Source organism: Pseudomonas sp. GW822-FHT06B12, assembly GCF_058799675.1.
Window position 1 is genome coordinate 1 of sequence record NZ_JBXALR010000010.1, and the last position, 18,143, is coordinate 18,143.

At 59.1% G+C, this 18,143-nt stretch carries 15 protein-coding genes and 3 tRNA genes; 8 read left to right on the top strand and 10 right to left on the bottom strand.

What is annotated here, in order from left to right; all coding sequences use genetic code 11:
• Nucleotide 1: 1 nt before the first annotated feature.
• The 3 genes from AC1RKH_RS20835 to AC1RKH_RS20845 all read right to left on the bottom strand — a co-directional run bounded on the left by AC1RKH_RS20835 (nt 2) and on the right by AC1RKH_RS20845 (nt 432).
• Nucleotides 2-74, bottom strand: a tRNA-Val gene (locus AC1RKH_RS20835).
• A gap of 186 nt (nt 75-260) precedes the next feature.
• A tRNA-Asp gene (locus tag AC1RKH_RS20840) sits at nt 261-337 on the bottom strand.
• Nucleotides 338-356: 19 nt separating this feature from the next.
• A tRNA-Val gene (locus tag AC1RKH_RS20845) sits at nt 357-432 on the bottom strand.
• A gap of 160 nt (nt 433-592) precedes the next feature.
• On the opposite strand from AC1RKH_RS20845, the gene rdgC reads away from it, so the two are divergent.
• The 3 genes from rdgC to sugE all read left to right on the top strand — a co-directional run bounded on the left by rdgC (nt 593) and on the right by sugE (nt 3,055).
• Nucleotides 593-1,513, top strand: coding sequence for a recombination-associated protein RdgC (rdgC, locus tag AC1RKH_RS20850; protein ID WP_071553948.1), 921 nt, complete (start codon nt 593-595; stop codon nt 1,511-1,513).
• Between the two features lie 143 nt (nt 1,514-1,656).
• Nucleotides 1,657-2,622 carry a bile acid:sodium symporter family protein gene (locus AC1RKH_RS20855; protein ID WP_493063025.1) on the top strand — a complete coding sequence of 322 codons (966 nt, stop codon included), beginning with the start codon at nt 1,657-1,659 and terminating at the stop codon, nt 2,620-2,622.
• Between the two features lie 118 nt (nt 2,623-2,740).
• The gene (gene sugE, locus AC1RKH_RS20860) at nt 2,741-3,055 is read left to right on the top strand and encodes a quaternary ammonium compound efflux SMR transporter SugE (protein ID WP_123426861.1); all 315 of its coding nucleotides are present in this window, start codon (nt 2,741-2,743) and stop codon (nt 3,053-3,055) included.
• 107 nt (nt 3,056-3,162) lie between these two features.
• Here sugE and AC1RKH_RS20865 read toward each other — a convergent pair whose 3' ends face one another.
• The 4 genes from AC1RKH_RS20865 to AC1RKH_RS20880 form a co-directional block, all read right to left on the bottom strand.
• Nucleotides 3,163-5,037: an MFS transporter gene (locus AC1RKH_RS20865; protein WP_493063026.1), complete on the bottom strand. Its 1,875-nt coding sequence runs from the start codon at nt 5,035-5,037 to the stop codon at nt 3,163-3,165.
• Between the two features lie 84 nt (nt 5,038-5,121).
• Entirely contained in the window at nt 5,122-6,273 is a 1,152-nt protein-coding gene (locus AC1RKH_RS20870; RefSeq protein WP_493063027.1) for a TDT family transporter, read from the bottom strand.
• Nucleotides 6,274-6,379: 106 nt separating this feature from the next.
• Nucleotides 6,380-6,691 carry a cupin domain-containing protein gene (locus AC1RKH_RS20875; protein ID WP_071553938.1) on the bottom strand — a complete coding sequence of 104 codons (312 nt, stop codon included), beginning with the start codon at nt 6,689-6,691 and terminating at the stop codon, nt 6,380-6,382.
• A 58-nt stretch (nt 6,692-6,749) separates the two neighbouring features.
• On the bottom strand, nt 6,750-7,649 hold the full coding sequence (locus AC1RKH_RS20880; RefSeq protein WP_493063028.1) for a LysR family transcriptional regulator: 900 nt from the start codon (nt 7,647-7,649) through the stop codon (nt 6,750-6,752).
• Nucleotides 7,650-7,807: 158 nt separating this feature from the next.
• On the opposite strand from AC1RKH_RS20880, the gene AC1RKH_RS20885 reads away from it, so the two are divergent.
• On the top strand, nt 7,808-8,557 hold the full coding sequence (locus AC1RKH_RS20885; RefSeq protein WP_493063029.1) for an SDR family NAD(P)-dependent oxidoreductase: 750 nt from the start codon (nt 7,808-7,810) through the stop codon (nt 8,555-8,557).
• Nucleotides 8,558-8,611: 54 nt separating this feature from the next.
• On the opposite strand, the gene AC1RKH_RS20890 is transcribed toward AC1RKH_RS20885, so the two are convergent.
• Nucleotides 8,612-9,805, bottom strand: coding sequence for an MFS transporter (locus tag AC1RKH_RS20890; protein WP_493063030.1), 1,194 nt, complete (start codon nt 9,803-9,805; stop codon nt 8,612-8,614).
• 91 nt (nt 9,806-9,896) lie between these two features.
• Between AC1RKH_RS20890 and AC1RKH_RS20895 the strand changes: the two genes are divergently transcribed.
• Together AC1RKH_RS20895 and AC1RKH_RS20900 are read left to right on the top strand one after the other, a co-directional pair.
• Nucleotides 9,897-10,436, top strand: coding sequence for a TetR/AcrR family transcriptional regulator (locus tag AC1RKH_RS20895; RefSeq protein WP_493063031.1), 540 nt, complete (start codon nt 9,897-9,899; stop codon nt 10,434-10,436).
• Nucleotides 10,437-10,665: 229 nt separating this feature from the next.
• Complete coding sequence (locus AC1RKH_RS20900; protein WP_493063032.1) at nt 10,666-14,136, top strand: hybrid sensor histidine kinase/response regulator; 3,471 nt, start codon at nt 10,666-10,668, stop codon at nt 14,134-14,136.
• A 49-nt stretch (nt 14,137-14,185) separates the two neighbouring features.
• Here AC1RKH_RS20900 and AC1RKH_RS20905 read toward each other — a convergent pair whose 3' ends face one another.
• Together AC1RKH_RS20905 and AC1RKH_RS20910 are read right to left on the bottom strand one after the other, a co-directional pair.
• Entirely contained in the window at nt 14,186-15,550 is a 1,365-nt protein-coding gene (locus tag AC1RKH_RS20905) for a DNA recombination protein RmuC (protein WP_185015435.1), read from the bottom strand.
• A gap of 175 nt (nt 15,551-15,725) precedes the next feature.
• Nucleotides 15,726-16,049 (bottom strand): sel1 repeat family protein, encoded by a 324-nt coding sequence (locus AC1RKH_RS20910; protein WP_493063033.1) that lies wholly within the window; start codon nt 16,047-16,049, stop codon nt 15,726-15,728.
• Between the two features lie 1,020 nt (nt 16,050-17,069).
• Here AC1RKH_RS20910 and AC1RKH_RS20915 point away from each other — a divergent pair.
• Together AC1RKH_RS20915 and AC1RKH_RS20920 are read left to right on the top strand one after the other, a co-directional pair.
• Nucleotides 17,070-17,294 carry a hypothetical protein gene (locus AC1RKH_RS20915; protein WP_007898912.1) on the top strand — a complete coding sequence of 75 codons (225 nt, stop codon included), beginning with the start codon at nt 17,070-17,072 and terminating at the stop codon, nt 17,292-17,294.
• Between the two features lie 275 nt (nt 17,295-17,569).
• On the top strand, nt 17,570-18,052 hold the full coding sequence (locus AC1RKH_RS20920; protein WP_071553927.1) for a hypothetical protein: 483 nt from the start codon (nt 17,570-17,572) through the stop codon (nt 18,050-18,052).
• Nucleotides 18,053-18,143: the final 91 nt, after the last annotated feature.

Below are 18,143 nucleotides of genomic sequence, written 5' to 3' on the forward strand. Positions count from 1 at the left end.
GTGGGTGATGACGGGATCGAACCGCCGACATTCTGCTTGTAAGGCAGACGCTCTCCCAGCTGAGCTAATCACCCTTTACCTTCGTTGCGGGGCGCATTGTGCCACAAAAATTCATAACGTGCTGATTTAATTAAGAAAATTATTAAAAAAGCTGAATCTCAATGAAACAGTGCACTTCGCATGGAACTCTTACAGCAAAAAGCCCGCGTTAGCGGGCTTTCTGTGGTGACCTGGCGTTCAGCGTTCCAGGTTACCGAATATGGCGCAGCGGACGGGACTCGAACCCGCGACCCCCGGCGTGACAGGCCGGTATTCTAACCGACTGAACTACCGCTGCGCGTAACACTGAATGCGAATGGTGGGTGATGACGGGATCGAACCGCCGACATTCTGCTTGTAAGGCAGACGCTCTCCCAGCTGAGCTAATCACCCTTCACGTTCGGTGTGGCGCGCATTCTACGGAGCAGCCCCACCTCTGGCAAGCACTTTTTAAAATAATTTTTTCAGGCCTTCCAAAGGCTTAGCTGAGGGTTGGCCTATGACGCTGCGCGGAGAATAATGCCCCCCTTTGTATAAAGGAGAGACTCACCCCATGTGGTTCAAAAACCTGCTTATCTATCGCCTGACCCAAGATCTGCCTTTTGATGCTGAGGCGTTGGAAACTGCACTGGCCACCAAACTGGCGCGTCCATGTGCAAGCCAGGAGTTGACCACCTACGGTTTCGTCGCGCCGTTTGGCAAGGGCGAAGATGCACCTCTGGTGCATGTCAGCGGAGACTTCCTGCTGATTGCCGCGCGCAAGGAAGAGCGCATTCTGCCGGGCAGCGTCGTGCGCGACGCGGTCAAGGAAAAGGTCGAAGAGATCGAAGCCGAACAGATGCGCAAGGTCTATAAGAAGGAGCGTGATCAGATCAAGGATGAAATCATCCAGGCTTTTCTGCCGCGGGCCTTTATCCGTCGCTCGTCGACCTTTGCCGCTATCGCACCGAAACAGGGGCTGATCCTGGTCAACTCCGCCAGCCCGAAACGCGCCGAAGACCTGCTTTCCACTCTGCGTGAAGTGATCGGCACGCTGCCGGTACGTCCGCTGACTGTAAAAATGTCCCCGACCGCCACCATGACTGAGTGGGTCACCACCCAGAAAGCCGCCGACGACTTCTTCGTCCTCGACGAATGCGAACTGCGCGACACCCACGAAGACGGCGGTATCGTCCGTTGCAAGCGTCAGGACCTGACCAGCGAAGAAATCCAGTTGCACCTGAGCACGGGCAAAGTGGTCACTCAGTTGTCCCTGGCCTGGCAAGACAAACTGTCTTTCGTCCTCGACGACAAGATGGTGGTCAAGCGCCTGAAGTTCGAAGACCTGCTGCAGGATCAGGCAGAACAGGACGGTGGCGACGAAGCACTCGGCCAACTGGATGCCAGCTTCACACTGATGATGCTGACCTTCGGCGAATTCCTCCCGGCGCTGGTTGAGGCACTGGGCGGCGAAGAGACTCCGCAAGGCATCTAAGCCGTCGGTTTCCAATGTGGGAGCGGGCTTGCTCGCGAAGGGGGACTGACATTCAACGATGATGTTGACTGACACTCCGCTTTCGCGAGCAAGCCCGCTCCCACAGTTGTTTTGTGGTGTTACTTAATAATAAGGAACAGGTCATGCGTGCACTGGCAGCACTGAGTCGCTTTGTCGGCAACACCTTCGCTTACTGGGTCTTGATCTTCGCCGTGGCGGCCTTCCTGCAACCTGCGTGGTTCATCGGCTTGAAAGGTGCGATCGTGCCGTTGCTGGGCCTGGTGATGTTCGGCATGGGCCTGACCCTCAAACTTGAAGACTTCGCTGAAGTTGCCCGCCATCCGTGGCGCGTGGCGTTGGGCGTAGTCGCACATTTCGTGATCATGCCCGGTGTGGCATGGTTGCTCTGCCAGGCGTTTCATCTGCCGCCAGAAATCGCCGTCGGGGTGATTCTGGTCGGTTGCTGCCCGAGCGGCACCTCGTCGAACGTAATGACCTGGCTGGCCCGCGGTGACCTGGCACTGTCAGTGGCGATTGCCGCCGTGACCACCCTGCTCGCCCCGTTGCTGACACCGGCCCTGATCTGGTTGCTGGCCTCGGCCTGGTTGCCGGTGTCGTTCATGGAGTTGTTCTGGTCGATCCTGCAAGTGGTGTTGTTGCCAATCGTGCTCGGCGTGGTCGCCCAGCGCCTGCTGGGAGATCGGGTTCGCCATGCGGTGGACGTGCTGCCACTGGTATCGGTTGTGAGTATCGTGATCATCGTCGCTGCCGTTGTCGCGGCGAGTCAGGCCAAGATTGCCGAGTCCGGCCTGCTGATCATGGCCGTAGTGATGCTGCATAACAGTTTCGGTTTCCTGCTGGGTTACTTCACCGGACGTGTGTTCAAGCTGCCGTTGGCACAACGTAAATCCCTGGCGCTGGAAGTCGGCATGCAGAACTCCGGTCTGGGCGCAGCACTGGCCAGCGCGCATTTCTCACCGCTGGCGGCCGTGCCGAGTGCACTGTTCAGCGTCTGGCACAACATTTCCGGGGCGCTGCTCTCGACGTACTTCCGCCGGATGAGCGAGAAACAGGACCGCGAACTGGCCGCCCAACAAGCAACCGACTGACCCTGGAACTTGATCCCCAGGTTATTAATGGGCACTATAGTGCGCATCGCGAGGACGACCTTGCGGCTCGATCGAGTTATTAATCTGGGGACGACCCCGTCAATCGATGGAGGTCTTCATGCCTTGGATCATTCTGTTTTTCGCGGGTCTGTTTGAAGTCGGCTGGGCCGTTGGCCTGAAATACACCGACGGCTTCAGCCGCCCTCTTCCCACCGTCCTGACTGTCGGCGCCATGGTGATCAGCCTGGGCCTGCTGGGACTGGCCATGAAGGATCTGCCGCTGGGCACTGCCTACGCGATCTGGACGGGCGTTGGCGCGGTGGGTACGGTCATCGCCGGGATCATCCTGTTTGGTGAATCCATGGCGCTGTTCCGGCTGGCCAGTGTCGCGCTGATCATTGCCGGATTGGTTGGGCTCAAAGTCAGCGCTTAGGCCTCTACCGCCATCGCGAGCAGGCTCGCTCCCACATTGGTTCTGTGTCGTTCACAGATCAAGTGTGGGAGCGAGCCTGCTCGCGATGAGGCCCGCCAAAACACCAACTACCTAACGGTGCCACGCAACTCGCCGACCAGCGCTTGCAACTGCGCCGGCTGCGCGACTTCAACCGCCACCGCCGGTCCGGCCACCACAGTCACTCGCGACCAGAGGCGGTGGAACAATCCCTTGTCCGGATCGCGACTGAAGAAGCTGCCCCATAACCCCTGCAAGGCCAATGGAATCACCGGCACCGGTGTTTCTTCCAATATCCGCGTCAGCCCGCCCTTGAACTCATTGATCTCGCCATCGGCGGTCAACTTGCCTTCCGGGAAGATGCACACCAGTTCGCCATCCTTCAGGTACTGGGCGATTCGCTTGAAGGCCCTTTCGTAGATCTGGATGTCTTCCTGGCGTCCGGCAATCGGAATGGTCCCGGCGGTACGGAAGATGAAGTTCAGCACCGGCAGGTTGTAGATCTTGTAATACATCACAAAGCGAATCGGCCGACGTACTGCGCCACCAATCAGCAAGGCGTCGACGAACGACACGTGATTGCAGACCAACAGTGCCGCGCCTTCATCGGGAATCAGCTCCAGGTTACGGTGCTGCACGCGGTACATGGAATGGCTGAGCAGCCAGATCATGAAGCGCATGCTGAACTCGGGCACGATGCTGAAGATGTAGGCGTTTACGCCGATGTTCAGCAGCGACACCACCAGGAACAGCTGGGGAATCGACAACTTGACGATGCTCAGCAGCACAATCGAGACAATCGCCGAGACCACCATGAACAGTGCGTTGAGAATGTTGTTGGCTGCGATTACCCGCGCCCGCTCGTTTTCGGCGGTGCGCGACTGAATCAATGCGTACAGCGGCACGATGTAGAAGCCGCCGAAAATCCCCAACCCGAGAATATCGAACAGCACCCACCACGTATGACCAAAGCCAAGCACTTCGATCCAGCCATGGCCTTCAAGACTTTCCGGGATACCGCCGGAGTGCCACCAGAGCAGCAAGCCGAACACCGTCAGGCCAAAGGAGCCAAACGGCACCAGGCCGATCTCGACTTTGCGTCCGGAGAGTTTCTCGCAGAGCATCGAACCCAGCGCGATACCGACCGAGAACACCGTCAGAATCAGCGTCACCACCGTCTCGTCGCCATGCATCCACTCTTTGGCATAGGCCGGGATCTGCGTCAGGTAAATCGCCCCGACGAACCAGAACCACGAGTTGCCGACAATCGAACGTGAGACTGCGGGCGTTTGCCCAAGGCCCAGACGCAAGGTCGCCCAGGACTGACTGAAGATGTTCCAGTTCAGCCGCAGCTCGGGGGTCGATGCCGCCGCTCGCGGAATGCCGCGACTGGCCAGATAACCGAGCACCGCGACACCGATGATCGCCGTGGAGACAATCGGTGCGTAGTGACTGGACGACATCATGATCCCGGCGCCAATGGTCCCCGCCAGAATCGCCAGGAAGGTGCCCATTTCCACCAGACCGTTACCGCCCACCAGCTCTTCTTCGTGCAGCGCCTGGGGCAGGATCGAGTACTTCACCGGGCCGAACAGCGCCGAGTGAGTACCCATGGCGAACAGCGCCACCAGCATCAGCGACAGGTGATCGAACAGGAAGCCGACGGAGCCGACGGCCATGATCGCTATTTCACCGAGCTTGATCAGACGGATCAGCGCGTCCTTGGCGAACTTTTCGCCGAACTGACCGGCCAGCGCCGAGAACAGAAAAAACGGCAGGATGAACAGCAACGCACACAGGTTGACCCAGATCGAACGGTCACCCTCGATGGTCAGCTTGTACAAAATGGCAAGGATCAACGACTGCTTGAAGATGTTGTCGTTGAACGCCCCGAGGGACTGCGTAACAAAAAACGGCAGAAACCGCCGCTTGCGAAGCAAGGTGAACTGCGAAGGGTGACTCATCTTCCATGTCCCTGTGTGGCTTGAATGCTCTTATTGGAATGTCGTACAGCGATCCAGGCCACAACCTTACCTAAACTTTGCGAATTATTTCGCTAATCCGGCAATGCATGGCGAAACAAATAGCTCACCGCGCCAGGCGCCCTGCACAGTGCGCTTGGAAACGATCAACCACATGATCGCCAGCGCGACGACCAACACGCTGCCAAAGAGGCTGAAAAAGGCCAGGTTCAAGGTACTCGCCAGCTTCAATGTGGCCAGCGAGTAGACACCCAGCGGGAAGGTAAACCCCCACCAGCCGAGGTTGAAAGGAATCCCGCCGCGCAGGTAACGCAGGGTGATCAGCACCGCCATCAACATCCACCACAAGCCGAAGCCCCACAACGTGATCCCGGCGACCAGACCCAGCCCGGCGGCAATTTCACCGATACCCGGCAAGCCGTTGGCGGCGAAAATCGCTGGTGCGTCGCTACCCAGCAACAACATGCCCAGCGCCCCGGTGCCGATCGGTCCCAGCGCCAGCCAGCTCGACGCGGCCATGTTTTCGTGGGGCAGTTTGTGCAGGGCCATACGCAACAGCAGGATGGTCAGGATGCTGAACGCCACCGGCAACGAGAATGCCCACAGCACATAGCTGGTTACCAACATCACCAGTTGCGAGTGGACGTCAGCCAGATGCGGTGCAAGCAAACCGCCACTGGCCGCCGCGACTTCCGCGGCCACTACTGGCAGCAGCCAGACAGCGGTCATCTGGTCGATGCTGTGTTCCTGACGGGTAAACATCATGTACGGAATCAACACGCCGCAGGCCAGCGACATGGCGACATCCAGCCACCACAGCACCTCGGCCACGTGCACAACGCCCTCCCCCCAGCGCGGCAGACCGAACAGCAGGAAGCCATTGATGATGGTCGCCAGGCCCATGGGAATGGTGCCGAAAAACATCGAAACCGTGGAGTGGCCAAAAATCCGTCGTGCTTCATCAAAGAAAAACGCCCAGCGTGCGGCATACAACCCGCTGAACAACAGAAACAGGAAAATGTTGAACATCCACAGGCCTTCGGCGAAGGCATGCAAACCTGGGATCGACACCGGCAATTGGGCGAGCGCCAGGGCCAGGACCCCGGTGCCCATGGTCGCGGCGAACCAGTTCGGGGTGAACTGACGAATTGCTTCGCGCGGGTGCTGCAAATGGCTCAAAGGCCGATTAACAGTTTTGTTGCTGTTGGGGCATTGCATCGTGAACTCCTGTCCTCGGGTGAGGTAGAGCTCATGGTAGAACCAAATCGAATATCTATATAACGGGTAATTTCTCTAACTGTTATCTGTTTTGTAGATATAGCCACTAAACACTGCCTTGCGTTTCAATCACCAACACCCGCGCCGCGCCTTGCGGATGGGCGACGTGTTCGGTGCCGACCGCCGCATAAAAGATGTCACCGACCTCCAACAGCGTAGCCTGCTCGACACCGTTCTCCCGATAGCGCATCTGCACCTGACCATCGAGCACGACAAACACTTCCTGGCCGTCGTTGACGTGCCATTTGTAGGGCTGATCCGTCCAGTGCAAACGGGTGGTGATACCGTTCATGTTGGCGATATCCAGCGCCGCCCAGGCGCGGTCACCGGTGAAAGATTTGCTGCGAATGATCTTCATCGGATTGCTCTGTTCCAGAGGACGGGACGCGCAACCTTGCACGAACCAGACTTCAAGGCTACCCCAAACCGGCGAACAACTGCGTCAACCAATCGATAAACACCCGCACCCGATTGCTCAGGTGCCGATTGGGTGGATACAACACGTGAAACGGGTACGCTGGCGGATGCCAGTCCTCAAGAATCGGTACCAGTTCACCGCGCTCGATGTGTGGCTGCACCGTATAGTTGAAACTCTGGATCACCCCTAGCCCTGCCAACCCCGCCGCCAGGTGTGCGTTGCTCTCATTGACACTGAGCACTCCACGGCCATCGATTTCGATTTTCTGCCCTTCACGCTCGAACCGCGCCGGGATCACCCGCCCACTTCGGGCCGAGTGATAACTGACCATGCGATGCTGCTTCTCCAGCTCCAGCGGATGGCTCGGCAGGCCGAAACGCTCAAGATAGACGGGCGCGACGCAGGTTCTCAAGGTCGATACGCCCAAGGGTCGCGCGGCCATCGACAGCTCGATCAACGGCCCGCCACGAATCACGCAGTCGACGTTCTCCCTGATCAGATCCACCGGTCGATCGCTGACACCCATGTCGACCTGGATATCCGGGTAGCGGGCAAAGAAGTCCGGCAACGCCGGGATGATCACAATCCGCGCCAATGACGCACCGACATCGACCCGAATCCTGCCGCGCGGACGCCCCTGGGCACTGGCAAGACTGCTGTCCAGATCATCCAGTTCGGCCAGCAATTCGCTGGCCCGTTCGTAATAGGCCAGGCCATCCGCCGTCACCGTGAGCCGCCGCGTGGTGCGCTGCAAAAGCCGCACGCCCAGATGCTCTTCGAGGTCGACGATCAGCTTGCTGACCGAGGTTTTCGGCAGTTCCAGGGAGTCCGCAGCCTTGGTGAAAGAACCGGTCTGCACGACCCGGGCGAACACCCGCATGGCGAGTAGCTGATTCATCGCGCGTCCTCGTTCGACAAGCCTTGAGTATTGTCCACAGCCATGCACAAACAAACCCGATTCTGGCGATTTTTCCGCTGAATCTTCCGGCATAAAGTCTGTTCAACGGCGCACAACGGCGCCGGCGACTTCCCACTACGTTCACCGGAGATTCACCCATGAGCCATTCACTTGAAGGCAAAGTTGCACTGATCACTGGCGGCACCACCGGCATCGGCCTGGCCTCGGCACAGGCTTTCGTCGACCAAGGCGCCACCGTCTTCATCACTGGTCGCCGCCAGGCCGAACTCGATGCCGCCGTCGCCTCAATCGGCAAAAACATCACTGGCATTCAAGGTGACGTGTCGAATCTCGGCGATCTGGATCGGATCTTCGACGTGATCAAGACCCAGACCGGCCATCTCGACATCGTGTTCGCCAACGCGGGTGGCGGTGACATGCTGCCGCTGGGAGCAATCACCGAAGAGCACTTCGACCGGATCTTCAGCATCAACGTCAAAGGCCTGCTGTTTACCGTGCAAAAATCCCTGCCGCTGCTCAAGGACGGAGGTTCGGTGATTCTGACCGCATCCACCACGGCGACCCAGGGCACGGAAAACTTCAGTGTCTACAGCGCCAGCAAAGCGGCCGTGCGCAATTTCGCCCGCTCCTGGTTGCTGGACCTCAAGTCACGCAAGATTCGTGTCAACGTCATCAGCCCCGGCCCGATCCGCACGCCGGGTCTGGGCGACATCGTTCCGGCCGACCAGACTGAAGGCCTGTTTGCACACCTCGCCAGCCTGATTCCGCTGGGGCGTTTGGGTGAACCGGCTGAAGTCGGTAAGGCGGCAGTGTTCCTGGCGTCGGACGACAGCAGCTTCATCAACGGAATCGAGTTGTTCGTCGACGGTGGGATCGCGCAAATCTGACGTTTGCAAGCAGCAAAAAAACGCGGTGCCTTGATCAGGCGCCGCGTTTTTTTATCAGTTGCCAGCTGCGGCGCAAACTTTTACTGGTCGCTGACGCATCAACCCCAGCAACGCACCAAGCGAAAGCGCGATCAACACCGCGCCATAACCATCGGTGGTAGCGATCAGGCCAAAGGTCCGGGTCAGGTTCCCTGCCAACAGCGACGGCAGGCAGAACGCCAGGTAGCTCAGCACGTAGAACGCCGACATCAACCCCGCACGCTCATGGGGCAAGGCCAGCGGTACCACGCTGCGCAAGGCACCGAGAAAACCGGCGCCAAAACCACTGCCAGCCACCAGGGTGGCGAAGAAAAAAAGCGGCAGGCTGGCGCTGTGCACAGCCGTCAGAATCAGCGCGATACCGATCGCCAATAAACTCGCACCCAAGCGCAGGACTTTGTCTGCCGGGCGATTGCGTAAGGAGAAGATCATCAGCGCGCCGCTGACCGTCAACACGGCCACCAGAGTTCCGCCGATCAGGTTCGAGGTCGAACCAGTCGCCGCACGAACCAGGGACGGTACCAGCGACAGAAAGAACCCACCCACCGCCCAAACCGCCACATCCACCGGCAGCGCCAACCAAAGCGCCCGTCGCGCCTGAGGCGGCACATGCAAGGTGGGACGCAGCGACGCCCAGGCACCGGGTTGCCGACTGACGCTTTCGGGCAGACGCCAGACATACAGGGCTTGCAACAGAAACAACCCGAACAGAATCCAATAAGCCAACTGCAGTGGTTGCGGCGCATATTCCGCCAGCAATCCGCTGCCCAATGCCCCGCACGCCATGCCCAACAGCGGTGCAACGCTGTTCACCAGCGGTCCTTGCTGCCGGTCAGTATCGAGCAATGCCGCGCCAAGTACGCTGGTGGCCATGCCAGTGGCGAACCCCTGAAGCACACGCGCGGCAATCAGCCAGGCCACACTGTCAGCGTTGATAAACAGCAGCATCGCCAGCATATCCAGCAGTAACGCAGCGAAGATCACCGGTTTGCGCCCCAGATGATCCGACAGCGAGCCAACCGTCAGCAGCGCCGCCAGCAGGCTCAAGGCATACACGCCGAAAATCAACGTCAGGGTCGCCGGAGAAAACTGCAGCGCCTCCTGGTACAGATGATAAAGCGGTGTTGGCGCACTGGAAGCGGCGAGAAAACTCAACAAGGTGATCGCCAGGAACACCAGACTGGAACGGTTTGAGACAGAACTGGACATGGACACACTCCGCAAAAGCTAACTTTTTGCTTTTGCGGAGTGTGCGACTGGCTTCGGCTTAAAGCAAATTCTTTGTGTTAAGGTCCGCTGCATGGCTATTAAAGAAGCGTTACGCCCCGGCGGCCGAAGTGCCCGGGTGCAGGAATCAATTCACACGGCAGTGCGTGAACTCCTCGAAGAGCAGGAGCGTTCAAGCGTGACCGTGCCGCAAATCGCCGCCCGCGCAGGCGTTACACCGTCGACGATCTACCGACGTTGGGGCGATTTGTCGGCACTGCTGGCGGACGTCGCGCTGGCACGCATGCGTCCCGACAGCGAACCGACCAACACTGGCAGCCTGCGTAGCGATTTGCGCGCCTGGGCCGAGCAGTATCTGGACGAGATGAGTTCGGAGCCCGGCCGCAACATGATGCGCGACGTGCAATCGAGCGCCACGCCGGGGTATTGCGTGAGCATTCTCAGCGGTCAACTGCAGACAATTCTGGAGCGTTATCCGGATGAGCCGAAGCCGAGTGTCGACCGACTGATCAACATGCTGGTGGCGCCAACGGTGTTCCGCATCCTGTTCGCGTCCGCGGCGCTTGAAGTGGAAGAGCTGCACCAATTGATCGACATCGCGCTGGCCCCGTAGGAGCTGCCGAAGGCTGCGATCTTTGCAATCGTCGCAACCGCAAGATCAAAAGATCGCAGCCTTCGGCAGCTCCTACGGGGGGAGATTACGATCTACCGCGAAAACACGTGTGTATCCCCCTGCGACACCCCGCCACGCCACGACCTTGGTCGACGCTGACTAACCGTGAAGGTCATGCGAGACTGTCAGACCGGGCTTGCGTCCCGGGTGTCTTTTGCCTGGAGTTCCCATGTCGCTGTCCAGCGGGCTGATTGCCGCCGTCGCCCTGGCCTATATGGCCGTCATGTTCGCCATCGCCTTTTACGGCGACCGCCGCAGCACGCCGCTGCCGCCGCGAATGCGTGCCTGGGTGTACAGCCTGTCGCTGGCGGTCTATTGCACCAGTTGGACATTCTTTGGCGCCGTGGGTCAGGCGGCCGAACAACTCTGGTCGTTTTTGCCGATTTATCTGGGACCGATCCTGCTGCTGGTGTGCGCGCCGTGGGTCCTGCAAAAAATGGTGATGATCAGCAAGCAGGAAAACATCACCTCGATTGCCGACTTCATCGCCGCCCGCTACGGCAAATCACAATCGCTGGCGGTGGTGGTGGCGCTGATCTGTCTGGTGGGGGTATTGCCCTACATCGCCTTGCAGCTTAAAGGCATTGTCCTCGGGGTCAACCTGTTGATCGGCGCAGGCCCCGACGCCATGGGCACCCGTGCCCAGGACACGGCGCTGATTGTGTCGCTGATTCTGGCGCTGTTCACCATTGTCTTCGGCACCCGCAACCTCGATGCCACCGAGCACCACCGTGGCATGGTGCTGGCGATTGCCTTCGAAGCGCTGGTCAAGCTGTTCGCCTTCCTCGCGGTCGGCGCCTTCGTCACATATGGGTTATACGACGGTTTCGACGACCTGTTCGATCAAGCCATGCTCGCACCACGCCTGGAGGAATACTGGAAAGAAACCATCAACTGGCCATCGATGGTGGTGCAGACCGGCGTGGCGATGATGGCGATCATCTGCCTGCCCCGACAGTTCCATGTAACCGTGGTGGAGAACATCGAGCCGCAGGATTTGCGCCTGGCGAAATGGGTGTTCCCGGCTTATCTGGCATTGGCCGCACTGTTCGTGGTGCCGATAGCGCTGGCCGGGCAAATGATGCTGCCAAGCTCGGTACTGCCCGACTCCTTCGTAATCAGCCTGCCACTGGCCCAGGCCCATCCGGCACTGGCGCTGCTGGCGTTTATCGGTGGCGCATCGGCCGCCACCGGGATGGTGATCGTCGCCAGCGTGGCGTTGTCGACCATGGTCTCCAACGACATGCTGTTGCCATGGTTGCTGCGCCGGAAAAACGCCGAGCGGCCGTTCGAAGTGTTCCGCTATTGGATGCTTTCGGTGCGTCGGGTGAGCATCGTGGCGATTCTGCTGCTGGCCTATGTTTCCTATCGCCTGCTCGGCTCGACCGCCAGTCTGGCCACCATCGGGCAGATCGCATTCGCCGCCGTGACCCAATTGGCGCCGGCGATGCTCGGCGCGCTGTACTGGAAACAGGCCAACCGCCGCGGGGTGTTCGCCGGTCTCGCCGCCGGGACTTTTCTCTGGTTCTACACGTTGGTTCTGCCGATCGCCGCCAACAGCCTGGGCTGGTCGCTGCACAGCTTCCCAGGGCTGGGCTGGCTGCACGGCAATCCGCTGAACCTGCCGATTTCTCCACTGACCCAGGGCGTGGTGCTGTCGCTGGCCGGTAACTTCACCTTGTTCGCCTGGGTTTCGGTGCTGTCCCGTACACGGGTCTCGGAACACTGGCAGGCCGGGCGTTTCATTGGTCAGGAGATCAGCCCACGGCCGAGCGCCCGCTCGATGCTGGCGGTGCAAATCGACGATCTGCTGCAACTTGCGGCGCGTTTTGTCGGCGAAGAACGGGCACGCCAGAGCTTCATCCGCTTCGCCTACCGCCAGGGCAAAGGCTTCAACCCGAACCAGAACGCCGACGGTGAATGGATCGCTCACACCGAACGCCTGCTCGCCGGTGTACTGGGCGCTTCTTCGACCCGCGCAGTAGTAAAAGCGGCCATTGAAGGTCGGGAAATGCAGCTTGAGGACGTGGTGCGAATCGCTGACGAAGCCTCGGAAGTGCTGCAATTCAACCGCGCCTTGCTGCAAGGCGCGATCGAGAACATCACCCAGGGCATCAGCGTGGTCGACCAGTCGCTGAAACTGGTGGCCTGGAACCGTCGTTACCTTGAACTGTTCAACTACCCGGACGGTTTGATCAGCGTCGGCCGGCCGATTGCCGACATCATTCGCTACAACGCCGAACGTGGCCTGTGCGGCCCCGGCGAAGCGGAAGTCCACGTTGCCCGGCGTCTGCACTGGATGCGTCAGGGACGCGCCCACACCTCGGAGCGCTTGTTCCCCAACGGCCGGGTGATCGAGCTGATCGGCAATCCGATGCCGGGTGGCGGGTTTGTCATGAGTTTCACCGACATCACCGCGTTCCGCGAGGCAGAGCAGGCGCTGACCGAGGCCAACGAGGGCCTGGAGCGACGCGTCACCGAACGTACCCATGAACTGTCGCAGTTGAACGTCGCGCTGACCGAAGCCAAAGGCACCGCCGAGTCGGCCAACCAGTCGAAAACCCGTTTCCTCGCGGCAGTCAGTCACGACCTGATGCAGCCGTTGAACGCTGCACGCCTGTTCTCCGCTGCCCTCTCCCACCGCGACGACGATCTCTCCAGCGAGACCCGGCAACTGGTGCAGCATCTGGACAGTTCATTGCGCTCGGCCGAGGACTTGATCAGCGACCTGCTCGACATCTCGCGCCTGGAAAACGGCAAGATCAACCCGGATCGCAAGCCGTTTGCGCTCAACGATCTGTTCGACGCCCTCGGCGCCGAATTCAAGGCTTTGGCGCAGGAGCAAGGGCTGAAATTTCGCCTTCGCGGCAGTCGCTTGCGGGTCGACAGCGATATCAAACTGCTGCGACGGATACTGCAAAACTTCCTGACCAACGCCTTTCGATATGCCAAAGGCCCGGTGTTGCTGGGTGCCCGGCGCAGGGGCGATCACCTGTGCCTGGAGGTCTGGGACCGTGGCCCGGGGATTGCGGAAGACAAACGCCAGGTTATTTTCGAAGAGTTCAAGCGCCTCGACAGCCACCAGACCCGTGCCGAAAAAGGCCTGGGTCTGGGCTTGGCGATTGCCGACGGCTTGTGCCGGGTGCTCGGGCATCAACTGCAAGTGCGTTCCTGGCCTGGCAAAGGCAGCGTGTTCAGCGTCAGCGTGCCACTGGCCCACGCTCAAACCAGCGCACCGAGTAAAATTGCCAAGCTCAATGGCCGACTACCGACTGGCGCGCAGGTGCTGTGTATCGATAACGAAGACAGCATTCTGATTGGCATGAACAGCCTGCTCTCGCGCTGGGGGTGTCAGGTGTATACCGCACGCAATCGCGATGAGTGTGCGGCGCTGCTCAGCGACGGCATGCGCCCGCAACTGGCGCTGGTCGATTACCACCTCGACAATGGCGAAACCGGCACCGAGTTGATGGCCTGGCTACGCACCCAACTGGGTAAGCCGGTACCCGGTGTAGTGATCAGCGCTGACGGGCGACCGGAGATGGTTGCCCAAGTGCATGCGGCGGGTCTGGAATACCTGCCGAAACCGGTGAAACCGGCGGCGTTGCGGGCGTTGTTGAGTCGGCATTTGCCGTTGTAAAGATCGCAGCCTTCGGCAGCTCCTACAAATCTGGCTGCGATCTTTTAATTTATTCCGGCAGCTCGGCCAACCCGTCGACATCGGTCATCGCCCGCTCCAGCAGATCCGCCGGCAAGCTCTTGCTGGCCCGTGCGCCGAGCAATTTGAGCTGTTCGCTGCGGCTGACCAGATTACCGCGACCTTCCGTCAGCTTGTTGCGTGCGGCGCTGTAGGCTTTATCCAGTTGCTGCAAGCGATTACCGACCTCGTCCAGATCCTGAATAAACAGCACGAACTTGTCGTACAGCCAACCTGCGCGCTCGGCGATTTCCCGGGCGTTCTGGCTCTGACGCTCTTGCTTCCACAGGCTGTCGATGACGCGCAACGTGGCCAGCAAGGTGGTCGGGCTGACGATGACGATATGTCGGTCAAAGGCTTCCTGAAACAGATTCGGCTCGGCCTGCAATGCAGCGGAAAAAGCCGCCTCGATGGGCACGAAGAGCAAAACGAAATCCAGGCTGTGCAGACCGTCCAGCCGCTTATAGTCCTTATCGGACAGGCCTTTGACGTGATTGCGCAGCGACAGCACATGCTGTTTGAGCGCCGCCTGACCAATCGCGTCATCGTCAGCCGCCACGTATTGCTGATAGGCCGTCAGGCTGACCTTGGAGTCGACCACCACCTGCTTGTCGCCCGGCAGATAAATCAGCACGTCGGGCTGGAAGCGCTCGCCGTCCGGCCCCTTGAGGCTGACTTGAGTCTGGTACTCACGGCCCTTCTCCAGGCCCGCGTGCTCCAGCACTCGCTCGAGAATCAACTCGCCCCAGTTGCCCTGGGTTTTCTGTCCCTTGAGCGCTCGCGTGAGGTTGGTCGCCTCGTCGCTCAGGCGCAGGTTCAGTTGTTGCAGACGCTCCAGCTCCTTTGCCAGCGAGAAGCGCTCGCGGGCTTCGGCCTGATAGCTTTCCTCGACGCGTTTCTCGAAGGATTGAATGCGTTCTTTCAACGGGTCGAGCAACTGCCCCAAACGCTGTTGACTGGTTTCGGCAAAGCGCTGCTCGCGCTCATCGAAAATTTTCCCGGCCAACTCGGCGAACTGCGCCCGCAGCTCATCCCGCGAGCCTTGCAGGTCGCTCAGGCGTTGCTGATGGCTTTCCTGTTGCTCACGCAGCTCGGCATTCAGTGACGCGGCCTGAGCGTCCAGCCGTCGTAACTCGGCTTCTTTACCGCTGCGTTCGAGGTTCCAGGCATGGGCCGCGTCACGAGCGTTGTCGCGCTCGATCTGCAACAGCTCGACCTCACGGCGCACGGCAGCCAGATCGGCTTGCTTGGCGGCGTTGGCCTGGCTCAGGTCACTGATTTCATCGCGGCAGGCATCGAGCTGCGCATTCAGACCGTCCTGTGCCAATTGCGCAGTACTCAAGCGCTCTTCAAGCAGCGCCAACTCGGACTGCCCGGTGCCATGGCGTCGCTGCAGTTGCCACGCCAGCACCAACAACGGCAGCGCAGCACCCGCCAGGCCGAGCAATACACTGGTCAAGTCCATAGCCATGACGACTCCTGCCGATGAATTAAAGCGCGAAGGTTAACCAAGCCGTTGGGGGTTGGACAGCTCAGTCTTCGATCTGACCGAGTTCGCGCTGGGCACGCCGGTCGCCGGCACGTGCGGCCTGGCGCAGCAGGTCCTGGCCAATACGACGATCGCGGGCATTACCGCATTCGCGACACATCAATTGCCCCAGACGACTTTGCGCAGCCACTACCCCTTCACGGGCCGGAGCCTTGAGCAAACGTCCGGCGAAATGTTTGACGTTGGGGTTATTGCCCAGGCGAGGACTGTCGAGAAGCCATTCGGCGACTCGCATCGAAAAACGCTTGGGAGGAGTAACACCCGAGGGTGCAGAGGTAACGGAGGTTGATACTGAGCGAAACTTCATAAAGCACTGTGGGACAGATCGGAAGGCGCGCCACTCTACTCTTTTTTTCGTACGGGTAAAGTCGAAAAAAAGCCGGTACGCCCGTCCTAGAGCAAGCGCTCGGGACAATCCACAGAAGCTGTGGATAACTCAGTGGACAACCCGCCCTGAACTCGCCAGAAGCCCTGTGGAATGGGGCCCGCAGTCAAACTGACGATTTTTTCACCAGTAAAAAAAAGCGATGTTTTTCATTGACTTAAATTTCCACTACAGGCACCAACTGCGCTTGAAGGTGAAATGACAGGCGGGTGACAGTCCGCGCAACTAATGTGCACAAGTACCTTTGGGGTGGTTATATCACCGCCCTTTTTTCGTGCGCTTTGTAGGAATTCAATAGCAACCAGCCTCACTGCACCTGCGTTTCAAGGGAGATGATGGCTAATGCCGCCGGGCACTTAGCGACCCAATTGTGTGCTTTACTGTTGCCGCGTCGTTTTCCCCTCGACTGCGAATGCGCCAGGTACGGCAAATTCCCGCCTGCGAGCAGAGCGGTTCAAGCCCCCACAGAAGTTTTTTTGCCTAACACACTTCCTTTCTTGAATTCAATCCGTTAGTATCCGCGGCGTTAGTACCAAGCTGAAAGTCAATTCTGGTCGAACAACTCCTGCGGTATACCTTCTCTAAAGAGAAGCCTTTACCGACATCACGGGACCGACCACCTCGATGGTTTCCAGGTAACGCTTGCGACGACACTGCCTTTGAATCGAATGCAAAGGGTGTTGCGAAGCTCACTTACTCTGACCGAACCAACCTGCAAATTGATCAGGATCTTCACCCCGGGCCCAGAACCTTTGCCCTTGATGTGTTGCCTGCCCTCCTAAGTACCTACCTGCCGGCCCAAGCGCGCAAAAATCATAGCGCTTCAACTGGCTGCTTTGTTCCAGTCGGGTTCTTCGTTCGATCAATGGTGATCGACGTTACTGGAACGTTTTAACGTTGCACGGTTCTTATCCGTGTCATTTGTAGGAACACCCAATAACCATGTCTACTCAAATCCATACTCAGGATGCCATTCGCACCCTAACCAACGCTTTTGCACCAATGAACTGCCTGATCATGGCTGCTCGCAAAGGCTGCTTCAGCTTCACTCTGGTCAATGAACACGGCATCGCTCGTCACAGCGAACGCCTGTACCCCGATCAATACTCCAGCGCCGAGCCGCTGCAGGCCGTGATCGAGCGTACCCGTCAGGCACTGGTTGCCTGATACGCCAGAAAAGCTGAAAACTTCGAAAGCCCTGCCCAAAAAGCAGGGCTTTTTATTGCCTGATATTTCTCCATTCGTTGTACCGGCTTAAGCACCAAGCGATATAACGGTTATAACTCGAAGCCAGAAATATTTTAAAAACAGAACTTTACAGCACGAATATGACACTACACTTCAACTCAAGCGGCTTGATCCGCTTCCGGCGATCCTGAACCGATCCACCGCTGCCAAGCCCCTGTCAGGAATCGCCGCTCACTTCACGTTTCGAGGGCCTTATGGGTATCGCCGCCAGCGAACTGTGCCGTTATGTGATCCGCCCGACATTGATTTACCTCGGACGCCACAGCACAACAGCCGAATCCCTGCTACTGGGTGTTGCCGCCAGTCAGTCTGCTCTCGGTTCCGCCCTGCATGACCGCCGCGGGCATGGCCTGTACCGGATTGCCGAACCTCGCCACCAGGCGCTTTGGGATCACTACCTGGCGCTGGACCCGGAACGCGCCAGCCTGGTTCGCGGCCTCGCCAGCCAGCATGCATTTCTCAGCGGCCCGCACCTCGAACTGACCGTCAACCTGCGTTATGCCACCGCCATCGCTTGGCTATTAATAGAAGAACAAAACACCCCGCTTCCCGAAGCCGATGACCTGCTGGGCATGGCCCGAATCTGGCGCCAGACGTTCCAGCCGCAAGGTCGCCTGCGCGACTTCACCTGCGCCTGGCAAACCTGTGTATCACCGCTGAATCAGATCGCCTGTTAACCGGGCAATTTGCAAGATCGCGCATATAGACGCGAATTTGGTCTGATTGTCCTACAAAAGCGCTCTATCTCAAGCCATACAGCCTATAGCG

What these genes read in the sequence shown, in the direction of transcription:
- AC1RKH_RS20895 (WP_493063031.1), top strand. Translation starts at nt 9,897, where the DNA reads ATGGCTATTAAAGAAGCGTTACGCCCCGGCGGCCGAAGTGCCCGGGTG.
- AC1RKH_RS20875 (WP_071553938.1), bottom strand. Translation starts at nt 6,691, where the DNA reads ATGAAGATCATTCGCAGCAAATCTTTCACCGGTGACCGCGCCTGGGCG.
- AC1RKH_RS20865 (WP_493063026.1), bottom strand. Translation starts at nt 5,037, where the DNA reads ATGAGTCACCCTTCGCAGTTCACCTTGCTTCGCAAGCGGCGGTTTCTG.
- sugE (WP_123426861.1), top strand. Translation starts at nt 2,741, where the DNA reads ATGCCTTGGATCATTCTGTTTTTCGCGGGTCTGTTTGAAGTCGGCTGG.
- AC1RKH_RS20920 (WP_071553927.1), top strand. Translation starts at nt 17,570, where the DNA reads ATGGGTATCGCCGCCAGCGAACTGTGCCGTTATGTGATCCGCCCGACA.
- AC1RKH_RS20855 (WP_493063025.1), top strand. Translation starts at nt 1,657, where the DNA reads ATGCGTGCACTGGCAGCACTGAGTCGCTTTGTCGGCAACACCTTCGCT.
- AC1RKH_RS20910 (WP_493063033.1), bottom strand. Translation starts at nt 16,049, where the DNA reads ATGAAGTTTCGCTCAGTATCAACCTCCGTTACCTCTGCACCCTCGGGT.
- rdgC (WP_071553948.1), top strand. Translation starts at nt 593, where the DNA reads ATGTGGTTCAAAAACCTGCTTATCTATCGCCTGACCCAAGATCTGCCT.
- AC1RKH_RS20900 (WP_493063032.1), top strand. Translation starts at nt 10,666, where the DNA reads ATGTCGCTGTCCAGCGGGCTGATTGCCGCCGTCGCCCTGGCCTATATG.
- AC1RKH_RS20870 (WP_493063027.1), bottom strand. Translation starts at nt 6,273, where the DNA reads ATGCAATGCCCCAACAGCAACAAAACTGTTAATCGGCCTTTGAGCCAT.
- AC1RKH_RS20885 (WP_493063029.1), top strand. Translation starts at nt 7,808, where the DNA reads ATGAGCCATTCACTTGAAGGCAAAGTTGCACTGATCACTGGCGGCACC.
- AC1RKH_RS20915 (WP_007898912.1), top strand. Translation starts at nt 17,070, where the DNA reads ATGTCTACTCAAATCCATACTCAGGATGCCATTCGCACCCTAACCAAC.
- AC1RKH_RS20890 (WP_493063030.1), bottom strand. Translation starts at nt 9,805, where the DNA reads ATGTCCAGTTCTGTCTCAAACCGTTCCAGTCTGGTGTTCCTGGCGATC.
- AC1RKH_RS20880 (WP_493063028.1), bottom strand. Translation starts at nt 7,649, where the DNA reads ATGAATCAGCTACTCGCCATGCGGGTGTTCGCCCGGGTCGTGCAGACC.